Here is a 15,624-nt window from a genome sequence, read left to right on the forward strand (position 1 = left end):
CGGGCGTGACCACGTCCCACGGTTTCGCCATGCAGGCCGTCGGGTCCGGTGCGACGACGACGGAGGTCGCCGCGGCGCTGGGCGTCTCGAAACAGGCGGCGGCGAAGACGGTGGAGCGTCTGGTCGACCTGGGGTACCTCGAATCCCGTGCCGACCCCCGGGACGCTCGAGCGCGAATCCTCCGGCACACCGAGCGTGGCCGCGACATGCTGCGGCGCAGCGAGCGAGCTTTCGAGGACATCCGGTCTCAGTGGTCCGAGACGATCGGACCCGACGAGCTCGCTGCGCTCGAGCAGAACCTGTCCGTCCTCACCGGCCGCGAGAGCTGAGCTGGGTACGCGACGACGACGCGGCGCCGCGCCCTCCGGGGACGCGGCGCCGCAGCCGGGAACTGGACCGTGCTCGGGCTGGCTCAGCCCTCGACGCCGAGCTTGTCCATGATGATCTCGCGCACGCGGCCGGCGTCGGCCTGACCGCGGGTGGCCTTCATGATCGGGCCGATGAGGGCGCCGATGGCCTGAACCTTGCCGCCCTGGATCTTGGCGACCACGTCGGGATTGTCGGCGATGGCCTGATCGACGGCGTCGGTGAGCACGGAGTCGTCGGAGACGACGGCCAGGCCCTCCTTCTCGACGATCTCGGCCGGGTGGCCCTGACCCTCGAGCACCTTCGTCAGAACCTGCTTGGCGATCTTGTCGTTGATCTTCTTCGCCTCGACCAGTCCCTGGAGCTCGGCGACCTGCGCGGGCGTCACCGGCAGCTCGTCCAGGTCGGCACCACGCTCCCCGGCGGTGCGGGCCAGCTCGCCCATCCACCACTTGCGGGCGCTCTGGGCGCTCGCCCCGGCGGCCACCGTGGCCTCGATCAGGTCCAGCGCGCCGGCGTTGATGGCGTCGCGCATCTCCAGGTCGCTGAAGCCCCACTCCTCGAGCAGGCGGCGGCGACGTGCGGCCGGCAGCTCCGGCAGCCCGGCCCGGATCTCCTCGATCCACTCACGGCTCGGGGCGAGGGGGACCAGATCCGGCTCGGGGAAGTAGCGGTAGTCCTCGGCATCGGTCTTCACGCGGCCCGAGGAGGTCTCGCCGGTGTCCTCGTGGAAGTGGCGGGTCTCCTGGGTGATCGAGCCCCCGGCGTCGAGGATCCCGGCCTGGCGGGAGATCTCGAAGCGCACCGTGCGCTCGATGGAGCGGAAGGAGTTGACGTTCTTGGTCTCGGTGCGGGTGCCCAGCGGCGCGTTCCTGTCGGCCCGCAGTGAGATGTTCACGTCGGCGCGGACGTTTCCGCGCTCCATCCGCGCCTCGGAGACCTCGAGGGTGCGGAAGATGTCCCGCAGGGTGCGCACGTAGGCGGCGGCGACCTCAGGGGCGCGGACACCGGTGTCCGGGATCGGCTTGGTGACGATCTCGACCAGCGGCACCCCCGCACGGTTGTAGTCGACCTCGGAGTGGGTCGCGCCGTGGATGCGTCCCGTGGCGCCGCCGACGTGGGTGTTCTTGCCGGCGTCCTCCTCCATGTGGGCGCGCTCGATCTCGACGCGCACGATCTCCCCGTCCTCGAGCTCGACGTCGACCCAGCCGTCGAAGGCGATGGGTTCGTCGTACTGCGAGGTCTGGAAGTTCTTGGTGAGGTCCGGGTAGAAGTACTGCTTGCGCGCGAACCGGCAGGTCTCGGCGATGGAGCAGTTCAGTGCCAGACCGATCTTGATCGCGTACTCGACGGCCTTGCGGTTGACCACCGGCAGGGAGCCGGGCAGTCCGAGCGAGGTCGGGGTGATCGCCGTGTTGGGCTCGGCCGCGAAGATGTTGGGGGCCCCGTCGAACATCTTGGTCTCGGTGCCGAGCTCGACGTGGACCTCGATGCCCAGGACGGGATCGAAGCGGGCGATGGCGTCGTCGTAGTCGACGACGGCGGCGTTCTCAGCGGTCATGTTCACTGCGCTCCTCCTGCGTTGGCGGTCAGCTCGGGGGCCTGTGCCAGCAGGGGGCCGCCCCAGGAGTCCTCGAGCAGGGCCTCGAGGGCTCCGCCGACCTGGTAGAGGCGCTCGTCGGCCCGGGCCGGGGCGAGGAACTGGACGCCGGCCGGCAAGCCGTCCTCGGCCAGACCGCTGGGCACCGAGATGCCCGGGGTGCCGGCGAGATTGGCGGGGATGGTGGCGATGTCGTTCATGTACATCGCCAGCGGGTCGTCGACCTTCTCGCCGAGGCGGAAGGCGACGGTCGGGGAGGTCGGCGAGGCGAGCACGTCGACCTGGTCGAAGGCGGCGGCGAAGTCGCGCTGGACCAGCGTGCGCACCTTCTGGGCGCTGCCGTAGTAGGCGTCGTAGTAGCCGGCCGAGAGCGCGTAGGTGCCCAGCAGGATGCGGCGCTTGACCTCGTCGCCGAAGCCGGCGCCGCGAGTCGCCTTCATGACGTTCTCCGCGGTGGGATGGTCCTCGGGCACCACGCGCAGGCCGTAGCGCATGCCGTCGAACTTCGCGAGGTTGCTGGAGGCCTCCGAGGGCATGATCAGGTAGTAGGCGCCCAGGGCGTACTCGAAGTTCGGGCAGGAGACGCGCACGATCTCCGCGCCGGCGCGCTCGAGCTGCTCGAGCGACTCGGTGAACCGCGCCTGGACCTCGGGAGCGAAGCCCTCGCCCTCGAGCTGCTCGATGACACCGATGCGCAGGCCGCTGACATCCTGGTGGCGGGCCGCGGCGGCGAAGTCGCCGACGGGGTCGGGCAGCGAGGTCGAGTCCCGCGGATCGTGGCCGGCGATGAGCTGGTGCAGCAGCGCGGCGTCCTCGACGGTGCGGGTGACGGGCCCGGCCTGGTCCAGGGAGCTGGCCATGGCGATCAGCCCGTAGCGGGAGACGGAGCCGTAGGTGGGCTTGACGCCCACGGTGCCGGTGACCGCGCCGGGCTGACGGATCGAGCCGCCCGTGTCGGTGCCGATGGCCAGCGGGGCCTCGTAGGCGCCCACGGCCGCGGCACTGCCGCCGCCGGAGCCGCCGGGGATCCGCTCGCGGTCCCAGGGGTTGCGGGTGGGGCCGTAGGCGCTGGTCTCGGTGGAGGAGCCCATGGCGAACTCGTCCATGTTGGTCTTGCCGAGCATCGGCAGGCCGGCCGCGCGGAGCTTCTCGACCAGGGTCGCGTCGTAGGGCGGGACCCAGCCCTCGAGGATCTTGGAGCCCGCGGTCGTGGGCGTGCCCTCGGTGACCATGACGTCCTTGACGGCGACCGGCACGCCGGCGAGCTCGTGGAGCTCCTCACCGGCGGCGCGGCGGGCGTCGACGTCGCGCGCGGCGGCCAGCGCCTGCTCCTCGCTGACGTGGAGGTAGGCGTGCAGATCGCCGTCGACGGCGGCGATCCGGTCCAGGTGGGCGCGGGTGAGCTCCTCCGAGGAGAGCTCTCCGGCCTGCAGCGCGGCGGCCTGGGCGGCGGCACTGCGGCGGATGATGTCGCTGGTACTCACGGGCTCGATCACACTCATCATTCTTCGCCCAGGATCTGCGGGACGGCGAAGCGCCCGTCCTGGGCCTCGGGAGCGCCGGCGAGCGCCTGCTCCTGGGTCAGGGTGTCCGCGACGACGTCTTCGCGCAGCACGTTGGTCATGGCAATGGGGTGGGAAGTCGCGGGAACGTCCTCGGTGGCGACCTCGGAGACGGAGGCGACAGCGTCCATGATGGAGTCGAACTCGCCGGCGAAGCGGTCGATCTCCTCATCGCTGAGCTGGATCCGTGCGAGGTCGGCGAGGCGTGCGACGTCTTCTCGTCCGATCGAAGGCATACCCGCATTCTAGGTGGACTCAGCCCGGCGGTCGCACGCGGTAGTGGTAGCCGCCGAGGCGGCGGAAGCCGAGCGTGCGGTACAGCGCCAGGGCGCCGGGGTTGTCGGTCTCGACCTCGAGCAGGGCGCGGGAGGCTCCCTGGACCGCGGCGATCGACAGCAGCGTCTGCGACACGGCCCGCCCGAGGCCTCTGCGCCTGCGGCCCGGGTCGACCGCGATCGCGTTGAGCACGGCGACCTGCTCCCGGCCGGCCTCGACCAGGGCGGCACGGCCGACGGCGGCGGGGCGGCCCGCCGCGCTCCCCTCGCTGCCGTCGGTCCCGCCGGCTCCGTCGGCTCCGTCAGGCAGCAGCACCTGGACCGCCGGCGTGCCGGCCGTGATGGCGTGCAGGGTCTCGCGGGCCTGGTCACCCTCGCGGGGCGCCAGTCGCCAGAAGGCGTCGAACCACTCCTGGTCCAGGGCCCCGGTGCGGATCACGGCCGACGGGGACGGCTCGAGCCGGCTGGCAGCGGTCAGGTCCAGTTCCAGCAGCTCGCTGGGCCCGGCGGTGCCGTAGCCGCGAGCGGCGAGGAGGTCGTCGAGCCCGGGCGGCCCGTGCACGTCGAGCACCCGGAAGGTGGCGGCCTCCCCCGCGGTCTCGCACAGCATCTCGATGCGCTCGATCGCGGAGGTCAGCGCTGCGGTGGACGACGGCGCATCCACGGCGACGGCGCTGTTGGCGCGACGGGTCACGCCGCGGGAGCGCAGGAGGGCGAAGCCGTCGACGTCGAGGCGGGTCAGGGGCCGCCAGCCGGCGATCAGCGCTTCGCTGAGGTGGTACCCGCCGAGCGGGCGGGAGGTGCGGGATCGACGGGAGCTCATCGCAGAGATCGTAGCGATCGATGCCCCCTCCCCGCGCCGGTAGACTTCGCCCGTCCGCACGAGCCAGAAGGGACCCAGCCATGTCTGTCGACCCCAACATCGATCACGATTCCCACGATCCCGAGGATCGCGAGGAGAGCTCGAACGACAAGGCGATTCGTGAGGCCGAGGAGCTCGAGGCGCGCATGCGCCGCGCCCTGGCCACGAAGGACGATCCCCTGCGTGAGGGAGAGTCGACGCCGGAGCGTCTGCGTCGTCTCGCCGAGCAGGAGGCCTCCGGCTCCCAGGAGTGACCCCTGCCCTGCTTCAGCCGCGCGGATCGGGCGGCGGCATCAGGAGCAGAGGCAGGTAGAGCACCCCGGAGAGGTTGTACGGGAAGGTGATCCGCATTATCGCCCTGATCCCCCAGTGCATCGCGAACGCCGCGGCGGCGAACACCCATCCCGCCCTCCGGTCCAGCACCGCCAGCGGCGCCCCGAACTCGACGGCCAGCGAGGCCGCGGCCATCGCGGTGAACAGGGCCGGGTAGGGATAGAGCCGCTGTCCCAGCGCCGAGGATCGCTCGCCCAGCATCTCCTTGCGCAGCGCATCGAAGGCGACCTGATCGCGCATGTGACCGCCCCGGACCCAGCCCAGCCCGTCCCCACCGGTGAGCTTCGCCAGGCCGGCGAGCACGTAGGTTCCCGCGACGGCGGCGTTCATCACCGTCGGGGTCGCTCCGTACATCCAGGATCGCCGGCCCGGCAGCAGCGACCGGTCGCGCAGGAGCGCATCGATGCTGAGCGCATCGCCAGCGGGAGCGGCTGCGAGGACCATCGTGTGCAGGACGAGTGTGTTCTCGTGGTGGAAGACCATGGACCACGAGTTGCGGTAGGCGAAGTTCCAGGTCTGCAGGGCGGAGTGCACGGGAGCGAGCACCCCGTGGCCGACGCCGGCGGCGAAGAGTGCGCCGGTGACGAGCGAGGCGTCCACGAGCCGGTCGGCGATCACCGGCGGCAGCGGCCGGCGGAGGATGCGGGCGGGGCCGACGGGGTCGAAGCTCGCCGGATCGGTGCGGTGGACCCCCTGGTAGAGCCTGCGCTTCCGGCCGACGTGCCACAGGTGGTAACCGCCGACGGCCAGGCGCAGCAGGCCCGGCCCGGCTGGTCCGGCGTGCGGGGCGAGCCGCCGCCCGGCGCTGGCCGCGACGGCGCGCAGGAGGGTGCCGGCCGCTCGGCGCGCGCTCATGACAGGGCCTTCTGTGCGCCGGTGCGTCCCGGCACGTCAGCGCTGCCGCGCACGTCCAGCGCCGTGGTGAACACGTCCCTGCTGCGGCCGAGCATGAACGGTTCGACGAGGTACCGGCCGCGCACCACGTGCACGCGGTGCACGTCGCGGTCCGCCGGCCTGTCGCGGGCGGCGATCAGCGCCGCGACCCGCTCGGCGATCTGCTGGCCGTCGCCGTCCCGCACGCGTCGGCGCACCTGCCGGCGCACCGCGTTGAGTCCTCCGGTGCCCAGATATCCGTGGTGCAGCGGGCTGACGGATCCGTCCTCGTGCACGCCGAGCAGATGGGTCACCCAGTAGTGCGCCTTCCGTGGGGCCGAGAACATCGGATAGTGGCTGAAGGGGAACGAGTCGCGTGCCTCCTCGGGTCGGGCGAACCGGCGCGCGGGCAGTGCCACGGCGCTCAGCAGCGCTGCTGTCAGCACCGCGGCCGCGAGGCGGACGGCCACAGTGTCCGGTCGCGACGCGCACTGGTGCGGGGTCGATGAGATCCGGGGCCGGGGAGCTGTGCTCATGCGCTCACGCTAGGAGGGGGCGATGAGAGCCGTGCCCTCCGGTATGAGAGAACGATGAGAGTCCTCTCAGGTTCCTCTCGATCCCAGGCTCCTCCCCACCGCCCGGGCGTCCACATCGGGCCACGGCGCCCCCGCCCGTCGGTCCCGGTTGGGAGACTGGGGCCATGGAATCCATCGGCTCCGCCCCCGGCCCGCCCCTCGCCCCGGCCGACTCCGCTCTGCGCACCGAGGCCCAGGAGGCGCTCGCGGCCCTGACGGGCCGAGCGGACGTCGGATTCCGCGACGGCCAGTTCGAGGCCATCTCCGCCCTGGTCGAGGAGCGCCGGCGGGTGCTGGTCGTCCAGCGCACGGGCTGGGGCAAATCGGCCGTGTACTTCCTCGCGGCCCTGCTGCAGCGCCGCCGGGGAGCCGGGCCGGCACTGATCATCTCCCCGCTGATCGCCCTGATGCGGGACCAGGTGGCCGCCGCACGCCGGGCCGGGGTGCGGGCGGAGGCGATGAGCTCGGCGAATCCGACGCAGTGGGAGGACATCGAGCAGGCGCTGGAGGCCGACGAGCTGGACGTGCTGCTGGTCTCCCCCGAGCGCCTCGTCAACCCCCGCTTCCGGGCCGAGCAGCTGCCCCGGCTGGTTCAGCGCTGCGGTCTGCTGGTGATCGACGAGGCGCACTGCATCTCGGACTGGGGGCACGATTTCCGGCCCGACTACCGGCGTCTGCGCGATCTCGTGGCCGAGCTCGGCGACCAGGTTCCCGTGCTGGCGACGACCGCCACGGCGAACTCCCGCGTGGTGGCGGATGTGGCCGAGCAGCTCGGCTCCCGCGGGGAGGGCGCGAGTGCGGTGCTGACCCTGCGCGGGGCGCTGACCCGGGATTCGCTGCGACTGGGCTGCCTCACCCTGCCTGACGACCGCTCCCGGCTGGAGTATCTGGCACAGCATCTCGACGAGCTGCCCGGCTCGGGGATCATCTACACCCTGACCGTCTCCGCGGCGGAGGACCTCGCCGATCTGCTGGATCGGCCGGGCCGACGAGTGCGCACCTATACCGGGCGCACGGACTCCGAGGAGCGGGCCGAGCTCGAGCAGGCGCTCAAGGACAACGAGGTCAAGGCGCTGGCGGCCACGAGCGCGCTCGGCATGGGGTTCGACAAGCCCGACCTGGGGTTCGTCGTCCATCTCGGGGCGCCCAGCTCTCCGGTCGCCTACTACCAGCAGGTGGGCCGCGCCGGCCGCGCCACCGATACGGCCGAGGTGCTGCTGCTTCCCGGCCGGGAGGACCGGGCGATCTGGGAGTACTTCGCGACCGCCTCGATGCCCGCTCAGGCCGACGCCGACGCGGTCCTGGCCGAGCTGGCGAGGTCCGGGGCGCCGCTGTCGACGCCGGCGCTGGAGGCGCGCGTCGACGTCAAGCGCAGCTCCCTCGAGCTGCTGCTGAAGGTGCTCGCGGTCGAGGGCGCCGTCGAGGCCGTGCGCGGCGGCTGGGTCGCCACCGGAGCGTCGTGGACCTATGACGCCGAGCGCTACGAGAACGTCGCCCGGGCACGCCGCGCCGAACAGCAGGCGATGCTCGAGTACGAGCGGCTCCAGCCGGGAGATCCGCAGCAGTGCCGGATGATGTTTCTCGCCCGCCAGCTGGACGATGACACAGCGGCTCCCTGTGGTCGCTGCGACGTGTGCGCCGGGCCGTGGTACCCGTTGCCGGAGTCAGGATCGCAGACGGCGTCCGCACCGGCATCGGCGTCCGCACCGGCGTCGGCGTCGCCATCGGGCGGACCGGGCTCCTCCCGCGAGGCGGTCTCGCGCCTGCTGGACCGGGTCGGTGTGCCCGTCGACCCCCGCAAGCAGTGGCCGCAGGGACTGGACAGGCTGGAGGTGACCTCCGAGGCGGGGGAACCGCTGCGCGGCAACATCCCGCCGGGCGAACGCGTCGAGGAGGGCCGCGTGCTGGCGCGCATGTCCGACCTCGGCTGGGCGGTGCCGCTGAGGCACCTGCTCGCGGTCGACGAGGACGGCCGCCGGGTCGACGCCGAGCTGACCCCCGCGATCGCCCAGCGCGTGGTCGAGGTGCTCAAGGACTGGGATTGGGCGCAGCGGCCCGCCGCGGTGGTCTCGGTGCCCTCCACGACGCGGCCCACCCTGGTGCGCCGGCTCGCCTCGGGCATCGCCCGCACCGGGCGCATGCAGGATCTGGGCGAGCTCGGCCTCGCGCCCGGCGCCGCCCCGCTGCACGGGGCGCGCAACAGCGCGTTCCGGGTCGCCGCCCTGTGGGGCCGGTTCACCGTCCCACCGCAGCTGACCGAGGCGATCGCGGCGATGGATGGCGCACCGATCCTGCTGGTCGACGATGAGATCGACACGCGATGGACGATGACCATCGCGGGACGGGCACTGCGCCGGGCCGGGTCGGGCCCGGTCCTCCCGCTGGCCCTGGCGCAGGTCAGCTGAGCCCCGGATCACCGGAGCCCCGGGACAAAACCAGTCTCACAGTCAGTCGAGAGCGTCGGGGCCGCCCTCGAGCAGGGCGACGAATCCGTCCTCGTCCAGGATCCGCAGGCCGAGCTCCTCCGCCTTGTCCGCCTTGGACCCGGCGTTCTCCCCGACCACGACGAAGTCCGTCTTCTTCGAGACCGAGCCGGAGGCCTTGCCGCCCCGGGCGATGATCGCCTCCTTGGCGCCGTCCCGGGTGAACCCCTCGAGCCCGCCGGTGACCACCACGGTCACCCCTTCCAGGGTCCTGACGAAGCCTTCCTCGACCTCGTCGACCATCCGCACGCCGGACGCGGCCCAGCCGTCGACCAGCTGGCAGTGCCACGGCACCGAGAACCAGTCGGTCACGGCCTCGGCGATGATCGGGCCGACGCCGTCGGTGTCCGAGAGCTGCTCGACGCTCGCCTCACGGATCGCCGACATCGACCCGTACGCGGTGGCCAGCGATCGCGCGGCCGTCGGCCCCACGTGCCGGATCGACAGGGCCACCAGCACCCGCCACAGCGGCTGCTCCTTCGCCTTCTCCAGCTCGCTGACCAGCAATTCGGTGTTCTTCAGCACCGTCGGAGCCTTCTGCAGCTTCCAGGCGCCCTCGCGCTTGTAGTACTTCAGCGCCGGCCGCGACCAGAAGACGGGCTGGATGCGCCAGTCGCCCGTGGGCTCCCCGTCGCGCCGCTCCGGCTGCCAGACGAAGACCTCGCGCAGGGACTCCGCGGTGAGGTCGAAGAGGTTGTCACCGATGGTCACCGCCGGTTCCTGCAGGCCGGGCAGCAACGGGTCCTCGGGGTCCGTGACGGCGAGCACCGGCACCCCGTCGGTCCCGTCGGTGATCACGCCGTTCTTGAGGACGGCGAAGTTCTCCTGCTCCGCGTCGGAGGGTTCCCGGATCGGCAGATGGATGCGGTGGCCGGCGCGCAGAGCGGCGAGAGCCTCGGGACGACGCTTGTCGGGATCGGTCAGGGCGATCGCGCTCTCCTCACCCAGCGACTCGATGTCGAAGGCGCCGCGGGAGGCGGCATGCTCGACCCTGCCGGTCACCTGCGCGGGACAGTCCTTCGCATTGGGGCAGCGCCAGTCCTTCTCCCCCTCGCGATCCGGGCCGATCGCGGTGCCGCACGACGGGCACCGGGACGGCATCTCGAACGGCCGTTCGCTGCCGTCGCGCAGCTTCTCCACCGGTCCGAGGATCTCGGGGATCACGTCACCGGCCTTGCGCAGCACGACGGTGTCCCCGATGAGGACGCCCTTGCGCTCGACCTCGAACTGGTTGTGCAGCGTGGCCATCTCCACGGTGGAGCCGGCGACCTTGACCGGCTCCATGACGCCGAAGGGGGTCACGCGGCCGGTGCGCCCCACGTTGACCTGGATGTCCAGGAGCTTGGTGGTGACCTCCTCGGGCGGATACTTGAACGCGATCGCCCAGCGCGGGGCACGCGAGGTCGATCCGAGCGCGCGCTGCTGGGCGAAGGAATCGATCTTGACCACGATGCCGTCGATCTCGTGCTCGACGTCGTGGCGGTGCTCGCCGTGGTGGGCGATGAACTCGCGCACCTCCGGAAGGCTCTCCAGCACCCGGGTGTGCGGGGACGTGGGAAGGCCCCATGCTTGCAGCGTCTCGTACACCTCGGACTGCGAGGTCAGCGTCATCCCCTCGTGGGCGCCGATCCCGTGGACGTACACCGCCAGGGCGCGGGAGGCGGTCACCGCGACGTCCTTCTGGCGCAGGGAACCGGCCGCGGTGTTGCGAGGGTTGGCGAACTCCGCCAGTCCGGCCTCGCGCCGCTGATCGTTCAGCGCCTCGAACTCCGAGGTGGGATAGAAGACCTCACCGCGCACCTCGAGCACCGCCGGCGGCGCGTCGGTCTCCAGCCGTTCGGGGATCGAGTCGATGGTGCGCACGTTGGCGGTGACGTCCTCCCCCACGCGCCCGTCGCCACGGGTCACGGCACGCACGAGCTCGCCGTCCTCGTAGACCAGCGAGATGGCCAGACCGTCGATCTTGAGCTCGGTGAGGTAGCGGACCTCGGCAGCTCCTGCGCCCAGGCCCTCGGCCGCGCGGTGGGCCCAGGTGTCGATCTCCTCGAGGGTGAACGCATTGTCCAGGCTCATCATCCGCTCGATGTGCTCGACGGGCGCGAAGCCGGGAGCGACCGCCCCGTGGACGGTCTGGGTGGGCGAGTCGGCCTTGACCAGCTGCGGGTTCTCCGCCTCGAGATCACGCAGCTCCTGCTCGAGCCGGTCGTACTCGGCGTCGGCCATGGTCGGTGCGTCGTGGACGTAGTAGTCCTCGATCGCCTGCTCGACCTGGGCGGTCAGCTCGGCGATGCGCGCCTGCGCGCCCTCGGCCGACCTGCGCTCCTGGGGCGGGGCGTCCCGATCCTGGCTGTCCTGCGGGTCCTGTGGCTGGCTCACCCCACCATTCTTGCTCATCGCCATGACATCCGCAGGTGCGAGCCCCGCGCCCGCCAATAGGATCCGTGCCATGAGCATCGCGCGCAGCATCCGCCCGGCCACGGAGGAGGACCTCGCCGCTGTGGAGGGCATCGAATCCGCGGCCGACGGGCTCTTCGAGCCGCTGCTGGGTCCCGAGCCGTTCGGCGCGGAGTCAGCGACCGCCGGCGACGCGCGGGCTGCCGAGCCCGGGTTCCTCCTGGTAGCGGCCGAGTCCGAGGGCTCCCCGGCGGTCGGCTTCGTCCATGTCCTCGAGCCGACCGGGCCGGCAGGGCTCGTCCACCTCGAGCAGCTCGCCGTGCTGCCCGAGCATCTGCGTCGCGGGCACGGCAGGGCACTGGTGGAGGCCGCGGCAGCCGAGGCCGCGTCCCGCGGAGGCACGCGGCTCACCCTGCGCACATTCGCGGAGGTGCCGTGGAATCGGCCGTTCTACGAGGCGTGCGGCTTCCGAGTGGTCGGGCCGATCGACTCCGCCTTCCATCGCGGCCTGGTCCGCACGGAGGAGGAGCTGGGGCTGACGCGGCTGGGGACCCGCGTGCTCATGGCCCGCGACCTCACGGCGCCGGCCGCGTGCTCCGCACCGCCCGCGGGGTCGAGCCGGTCCGCTCCCGGAAGACGCGGTTGAAGTGGGTGACGGTGGCGAAGCCGACGTCGGCGGCGATCCGCCCGACGGGCAGCTCGGTCTCCTGCAGGAGTCGGCGCGCCTGGTCGACGCGCAGATCGTTGACGTAGGAGATGACCGTGGTGCCGGTGTGCCGCCGGAACTCCCGTGAGAGGTGATGGCGGCTGACGAAGAACCTCTCGGCGAGCTCCCCGAGCTCGATGTGCTCGGTGTAGTGCCCGTGCAGGTGCCGGATGACTCGCGCGACGCGGGTCTCGCGGGCGGCGGTGGCGGCATCGACCTCCTCCTGCCGCAGCAGCACCAGCAGCAGCTGGGTCAGCAGCAGTCTCAGCTCGTCCTGCGAGCTCTCCCCCAGCGTCTCCTGCGTGTGCAGCATCTGGTCGACGATCCCGCGCACCGAGGCCAGGCCCGACGCCGTCGGCCGGAACACCCGGGCATCGCAGCCGAGGGCCTCGCGCACGTGCCCGTACAGCACTGCGTCCGGGCGCGCATAGACCACCACGCGCCGGAAGGGCACTCCCGGTGGACTGTAGGAGAAGTGCTCGTCACCGGGTGGGAAGGTGATCGCCTCGGGCGCGGAGATCCGGTGCACGTGGCCGCCGGAGACGTGCTCGCGCCGGCCCTCCTCCAGGACGTAGACCTCCAGGAAGTCATGGCGGTGCGGACGCGCCATGTTGTCGTCGACCCCGTGGACGCGGGCGACGGCGACCGCTCTCCCGCCCGCCATGAGCTCACCGGCCACGTCCTGCATCGATCGATCCCTTCCCCGGGGTGCCTACTCCAGCAGCCCCAGCATGCCCGGGATCCCGAGCGAGAGCGCGGGGACGTAGGTGATCAGCAGCAGGAGCACCACCAATCCGGCGAAGTAGGGCAGCAGCCGCGGGACGACGTCCTCGATCCGCACGCCCGCGACACCGGTGGCCACGAACAGCACCGAGCCCACCGGCGGGGTCATGGTGCCGATGCACATGGCCAGGATCAGCACCATGCCGAAGTGGACAGGATCCATCCCCAGCTCGGTGGCGATGGGCAGGAAGATGGGGGTGAAGATCAGGATCGCGGGCGTGATGTCCAAGAACGTTCCCACGACCAGCATGATCACGAGCATCAGGGCGAGGATCGCCACGCGCGAGTCGGTGGTCGCCACCAGCGCGTCGGTGATCGCCGAGGGGATGCCGGTGAAGGCCATCACCCATGCCATCGCGGAGGACGCGGCGATCAGCAGCATCACCGCGCCGGTCGAGCTCACCGTCCGCACCGCGATCTGCGTCAGCGACGTGCTGTCCAGGGAGCGGTAGATCAGCGAGAGCACCAGGCAGTACACGACCGCGACCGCCGCGCCCTCGGTCGCGGTGAAGATGCCGGCGACGATGCCGCCGACGACCACGACCACCAGCAGCAGCGAAGGAATGGCGCGACCGAGCACGGTCAGCCCCTGGCGCAGGCCCACGCGCTCGCTGCTGCGGTAGCCGCGGCGGCGGGCGACGACGAACGCGATCAGCATGACCACCAGGCCCATCAGGATGCCCGGCACGTAGCCGGCCATGAACAGCGCCGAGACGCTCACCCCGCCGGCGACCGTGGAGTAGACGATCGCGGCCGTCGTCGGCGGGATCAGCAGGCCCACGGAGGCCGAGGCGATGTTCACCGACGCCGAGTAGGCGGGGTCGTACCCCTCCTTCCGCTGGCGCTCGTGCAGGGTCCCGCCGATCGCGGCGGCCGAGGCCACGGCGGATCCCGACAGGGAGCCGAACAGCATGTTGGCCAGCACGTTGGTGTGGGCCAGGGACCCGGGGACGCGGCCGGAGATCACCAGGGCCAGGTCCACCAGCCGCTGGGCGATGCCGCCGTTGTTCATGATGTTGCCGGCGAGGATGAACAGGGGCACGGCGAGCAGCGAGAAGCTCTCCACGCCCATGCTCATCTGCTGGCCGACGACGAAGGTGGTGTCCGCCCAGGGCAGCATCAGCAGGGCGGTGACGAAGGCGGAGACGATGATGCCGACGGAGATCGGCACACCGAGGGCGAGCAGCACCACGAAGGTGCCGAACAGGGCGAGGGCTGCGAGCAGCGGGTCCATCACTCGGCCTCCTTCGGGGCGGTCGCCTCGAGCGGGGTGCGGACGAGGTCGAGGATGTTCAGCACCTGTGCCAGGGCGATGGCCGCCCCGGTGATCGGGCCGATGAGGTAGACGAGGCCGCGGGAGATGCCCAGCAGGGCGGAGATGTTCTCCCGCGAATCCCAGGCGAGCATCGCGCCGCCGATGCCGAGGACGAGCACGGCGAGCGCGAGGATCAGCAGGTCGATGGCCAGGACGAGTCCGCGCCGGGCGCGGACGGGGAGCCGGTCGCGCACGATGGTCAGCGCCATGTGCTCGCGCTGGAGGAAGGCATAGGTCGCGCCGACGAAGGAGACCCAGATCAGCGCGTAGCGGACCAGTTCCTCGGTGAAGGCGACGGGGCTGCCGAGCACGTACCGGGTGAAGACCTGGTACAGCACCAGGGCCGTCATCAGCACCAGCAGGGCGACGGCGAACCACAGCAGAGTGCCGGCGAGCACCCGGCGGAGGCGATGGACGGTGTCGGCGGAGGCGTTCATGCGCGTGACTCCTCACTGACCTGTTCGATGGTCTCCAGCAGCTCCGCGACCTCGGGATGCTCCTCGGCGAACCGGTCGACCACAGGCCGGGTGGCCTCGCGGAACGCGTCGGTCTCGACGTCGTCGACGAACTCGACGCCCATGTCCCGCGCGTCGGCCTCCGCGGTTTCGATGGCCTCGGCCCAGGCGATCCGGTGGTCCTGCGAGGACTGTCGGGCCGCCTCGACGATGAGGTCCTGATCCCCGCTCTCGAGCCGTTCCCAGGCGTCGGAGCTGATGAGCATCAGGTCGGGGATGCGCGTGTGCTCGGTGCGCGAGAAGACCTTGGCGACCTCGCCGTGGGCGCTGTCGGTCAGAACCGTCTCGTTGCTCTCGGCCCCGTCGATCAGGCCCGTCTGCAGCGCGGTGTAGGTGTCACCGAAGGCCATCACCACCGGTGCGGCGTCCAGCTGCTCCATGAGATCGGTCTGGGAGCGCATGTCCTGGACCCGGATCTTCAGCCCCACCACGTCCTGGGGGCTGCGCACCGGGCTCGCGCGGGTGTAGAAGGAGCGCGCTCCGGAGGAGTAGTGGGTCAGGCCCACGAATCCGCGGTCCAGGGTGGAGCGGTAGAACTCCGCCATCTGCTCGGAATCCATCACGGCGTGCATCTGCTCCTCGGAGTCGAACACGTAGGGCAGGCCGAAGGCGTGGTAGCCGGCGTGGTAGCCGGCCAGGCCGGGGCTCGCGACGCGGGTGATGTCGACGATGCCCTGGGTGAGCTGGCCGAGCACGGCGGTCTCGGAGCCCAGCTGACCGTTGGCGTAGATGTCGACCCGGATGCGGCCCTGGCTGCGCTCGGCCACGGCATCGGCGAACGCGGCGATCGCCACCGAGGTGGGGTGCTGGTCATTGAGGTTGTGGGCCAGGCGCAGCACCAGCGGCCGGCTGCTGCTCGCGGCCGCGCTGGTCAGCTGCGTGCTGCGAGCGCTGCAGCTCGCCAGGGCCAGCGGCGCCCCCAGCAGCAGGGCGCGCCGTCCGAGGCGCGGCGTCGCGGGATCGTGGCGGAGGGTCGTCATGG

At 71.6% G+C, this 15,624-nt stretch carries 15 protein-coding genes; 4 read left to right on the forward strand and 11 right to left on the reverse strand.

All coding sequences use genetic code 11. The annotated features are described in order from the left end of the window. The first annotated feature begins 5 nt into the window (after positions 1-5). Positions 6-329 carry a MarR family winged helix-turn-helix transcriptional regulator gene (locus tag ACFQS2_RS14035; RefSeq protein ID WP_377794130.1) on the forward strand — a complete coding sequence of 108 codons (324 nt, stop codon included), beginning with the start codon at positions 6-8 and terminating at the stop codon, positions 327-329. Between the two features lie 83 nt (positions 330-412). On the opposite strand, the gene gatB is transcribed toward ACFQS2_RS14035, so the two are convergent. From gatB to ACFQS2_RS14055, 4 genes are read right to left on the reverse strand one after another with little or no spacing between them, the layout of a single operon-like run. Then, positions 413-1,927, reverse strand: coding sequence for an Asp-tRNA(Asn)/Glu-tRNA(Gln) amidotransferase subunit GatB (gene gatB, locus ACFQS2_RS14040; RefSeq protein WP_377794131.1), 1,515 nt, complete (start codon positions 1,925-1,927; stop codon positions 413-415). 2 nt (positions 1,928-1,929) lie between these two features. Beyond that, complete coding sequence (gene gatA, locus ACFQS2_RS14045; protein WP_377794132.1) at positions 1,930-3,462, reverse strand: Asp-tRNA(Asn)/Glu-tRNA(Gln) amidotransferase subunit GatA; 1,533 nt, start codon at positions 3,460-3,462, stop codon at positions 1,930-1,932. Positions 3,463-3,467: 5 nt separating this feature from the next. Next, complete coding sequence (gene gatC, locus ACFQS2_RS14050; protein WP_377794133.1) at positions 3,468-3,764, reverse strand: Asp-tRNA(Asn)/Glu-tRNA(Gln) amidotransferase subunit GatC; 297 nt, start codon at positions 3,762-3,764, stop codon at positions 3,468-3,470. A 19-nt stretch (positions 3,765-3,783) separates the two neighbouring features. After that, positions 3,784-4,626, reverse strand: a complete 843-nt coding sequence (locus tag ACFQS2_RS14055; RefSeq protein ID WP_377794134.1) for a GNAT family N-acetyltransferase — start codon at positions 4,624-4,626, stop codon at positions 3,784-3,786. 80 nt (positions 4,627-4,706) lie between these two features. Here ACFQS2_RS14055 and ACFQS2_RS14060 point away from each other — a divergent pair, with 80 nt between their 5' ends. Beyond that, positions 4,707-4,919: a hypothetical protein gene (locus ACFQS2_RS14060; RefSeq protein ID WP_377019816.1), complete on the forward strand. Its 213-nt coding sequence runs from the start codon at positions 4,707-4,709 to the stop codon at positions 4,917-4,919. 13 nt (positions 4,920-4,932) lie between these two features. Here the strand turns inward: ACFQS2_RS14060 and ACFQS2_RS14065 are convergent, their stop codons facing one another. Both ACFQS2_RS14065 and ACFQS2_RS14070 read right to left on the reverse strand, forming a co-directional pair. Then, complete coding sequence (locus tag ACFQS2_RS14065; protein ID WP_377794135.1) at positions 4,933-5,853, reverse strand: hypothetical protein; 921 nt, start codon at positions 5,851-5,853, stop codon at positions 4,933-4,935. Continuing rightward, positions 5,850-6,407, reverse strand: a complete 558-nt coding sequence (locus ACFQS2_RS14070; protein WP_377794136.1) for a hypothetical protein — start codon at positions 6,405-6,407, stop codon at positions 5,850-5,852. Before ACFQS2_RS14070 ends, ACFQS2_RS14065 begins: the two co-directional genes overlap by 4 nt. A gap of 164 nt (positions 6,408-6,571) precedes the next feature. On the opposite strand from ACFQS2_RS14070, the gene ACFQS2_RS14075 reads away from it, so the two are divergent. Further along, positions 6,572-8,851: a DEAD/DEAH box helicase gene (locus tag ACFQS2_RS14075; RefSeq protein WP_377794137.1), complete on the forward strand. Its 2,280-nt coding sequence runs from the start codon at positions 6,572-6,574 to the stop codon at positions 8,849-8,851. Positions 8,852-8,893: 42 nt separating this feature from the next. On the opposite strand, the gene ligA is transcribed toward ACFQS2_RS14075, so the two are convergent. After that, a complete protein-coding gene (gene ligA, locus ACFQS2_RS14080) occupies positions 8,894-11,305 on the reverse strand; it encodes an NAD-dependent DNA ligase LigA (protein WP_377794138.1) in 2,412 nt (803 codons plus the stop codon). A gap of 70 nt (positions 11,306-11,375) precedes the next feature. Between ligA and ACFQS2_RS14085 the strand changes: the two genes are divergently transcribed. Then, positions 11,376-11,969: a GNAT family N-acetyltransferase gene (locus ACFQS2_RS14085; protein WP_377794139.1), complete on the forward strand. Its 594-nt coding sequence runs from the start codon at positions 11,376-11,378 to the stop codon at positions 11,967-11,969. Here the strand turns inward: ACFQS2_RS14085 and ACFQS2_RS14090 are convergent. The 4 genes from ACFQS2_RS14090 to ACFQS2_RS14105 are packed head-to-tail and all read right to left on the reverse strand — an operon-like array spanning position 11,899 to position 15,622. Continuing rightward, positions 11,899-12,717, reverse strand: a complete 819-nt coding sequence (locus ACFQS2_RS14090; RefSeq protein WP_377019809.1) for a helix-turn-helix domain-containing protein — start codon at positions 12,715-12,717, stop codon at positions 11,899-11,901. The genes ACFQS2_RS14085 and ACFQS2_RS14090 overlap by 71 nt on opposite strands. A gap of 24 nt (positions 12,718-12,741) precedes the next feature. Next, positions 12,742-14,046 (reverse strand): TRAP transporter large permease, encoded by a 1,305-nt coding sequence (locus ACFQS2_RS14095; RefSeq protein ID WP_377794140.1) that lies wholly within the window; start codon positions 14,044-14,046, stop codon positions 12,742-12,744. Further along, positions 14,046-14,564, reverse strand: a complete 519-nt coding sequence (locus tag ACFQS2_RS14100; RefSeq protein ID WP_377019807.1) for a TRAP transporter small permease — start codon at positions 14,562-14,564, stop codon at positions 14,046-14,048. The genes ACFQS2_RS14095 and ACFQS2_RS14100 overlap by 1 nt, the downstream gene beginning before the upstream one ends. Continuing rightward, complete coding sequence (locus tag ACFQS2_RS14105) at positions 14,561-15,622, reverse strand: TRAP transporter substrate-binding protein (RefSeq protein WP_377794141.1); 1,062 nt, start codon at positions 15,620-15,622, stop codon at positions 14,561-14,563. The genes ACFQS2_RS14100 and ACFQS2_RS14105 overlap by 4 nt, the downstream gene beginning before the upstream one ends. Positions 15,623-15,624 lie beyond the last annotated feature (2 nt).

Source organism: Brachybacterium sp. GCM10030267 (assembly GCF_042666875.1).
Classification (GTDB): Bacteria; Actinomycetota; Actinomycetes; order Actinomycetales; family Dermabacteraceae; genus Brachybacterium.

Coding starts and splice junctions, on each gene's coding strand:
- gatB (WP_377794131.1), bottom strand. CDS start 1,927: ATGACCGCTGAGAACGCCGCCGTCGTCGACTACGACGACGCCATCGCC.
- gatC (WP_377794133.1), bottom strand. CDS start 3,764: ATGCCTTCGATCGGACGAGAAGACGTCGCACGCCTCGCCGACCTCGCA.
- ACFQS2_RS14055 (WP_377794134.1), bottom strand. CDS start 4,626: ATGAGCTCCCGTCGATCCCGCACCTCCCGCCCGCTCGGCGGGTACCAC.
- ACFQS2_RS14060 (WP_377019816.1), top strand. CDS start 4,707: ATGTCTGTCGACCCCAACATCGATCACGATTCCCACGATCCCGAGGAT.
- ACFQS2_RS14065 (WP_377794135.1), bottom strand. CDS start 5,853: ATGAGCGCGCGCCGAGCGGCCGGCACCCTCCTGCGCGCCGTCGCGGCC.
- ACFQS2_RS14070 (WP_377794136.1), bottom strand. CDS start 6,407: ATGAGCACAGCTCCCCGGCCCCGGATCTCATCGACCCCGCACCAGTGC.
- ACFQS2_RS14075 (WP_377794137.1), top strand. CDS start 6,572: ATGGAATCCATCGGCTCCGCCCCCGGCCCGCCCCTCGCCCCGGCCGAC.
- ACFQS2_RS14085 (WP_377794139.1), top strand. CDS start 11,376: ATGAGCATCGCGCGCAGCATCCGCCCGGCCACGGAGGAGGACCTCGCC.
- ACFQS2_RS14090 (WP_377019809.1), bottom strand. CDS start 12,717: ATGCAGGACGTGGCCGGTGAGCTCATGGCGGGCGGGAGAGCGGTCGCC.
- ACFQS2_RS14095 (WP_377794140.1), bottom strand. CDS start 14,046: ATGGACCCGCTGCTCGCAGCCCTCGCCCTGTTCGGCACCTTCGTGGTG.
- ACFQS2_RS14100 (WP_377019807.1), bottom strand. CDS start 14,564: ATGAACGCCTCCGCCGACACCGTCCATCGCCTCCGCCGGGTGCTCGCC.
- ACFQS2_RS14105 (WP_377794141.1), bottom strand. CDS start 15,622: ATGACGACCCTCCGCCACGATCCCGCGACGCCGCGCCTCGGACGGCGC.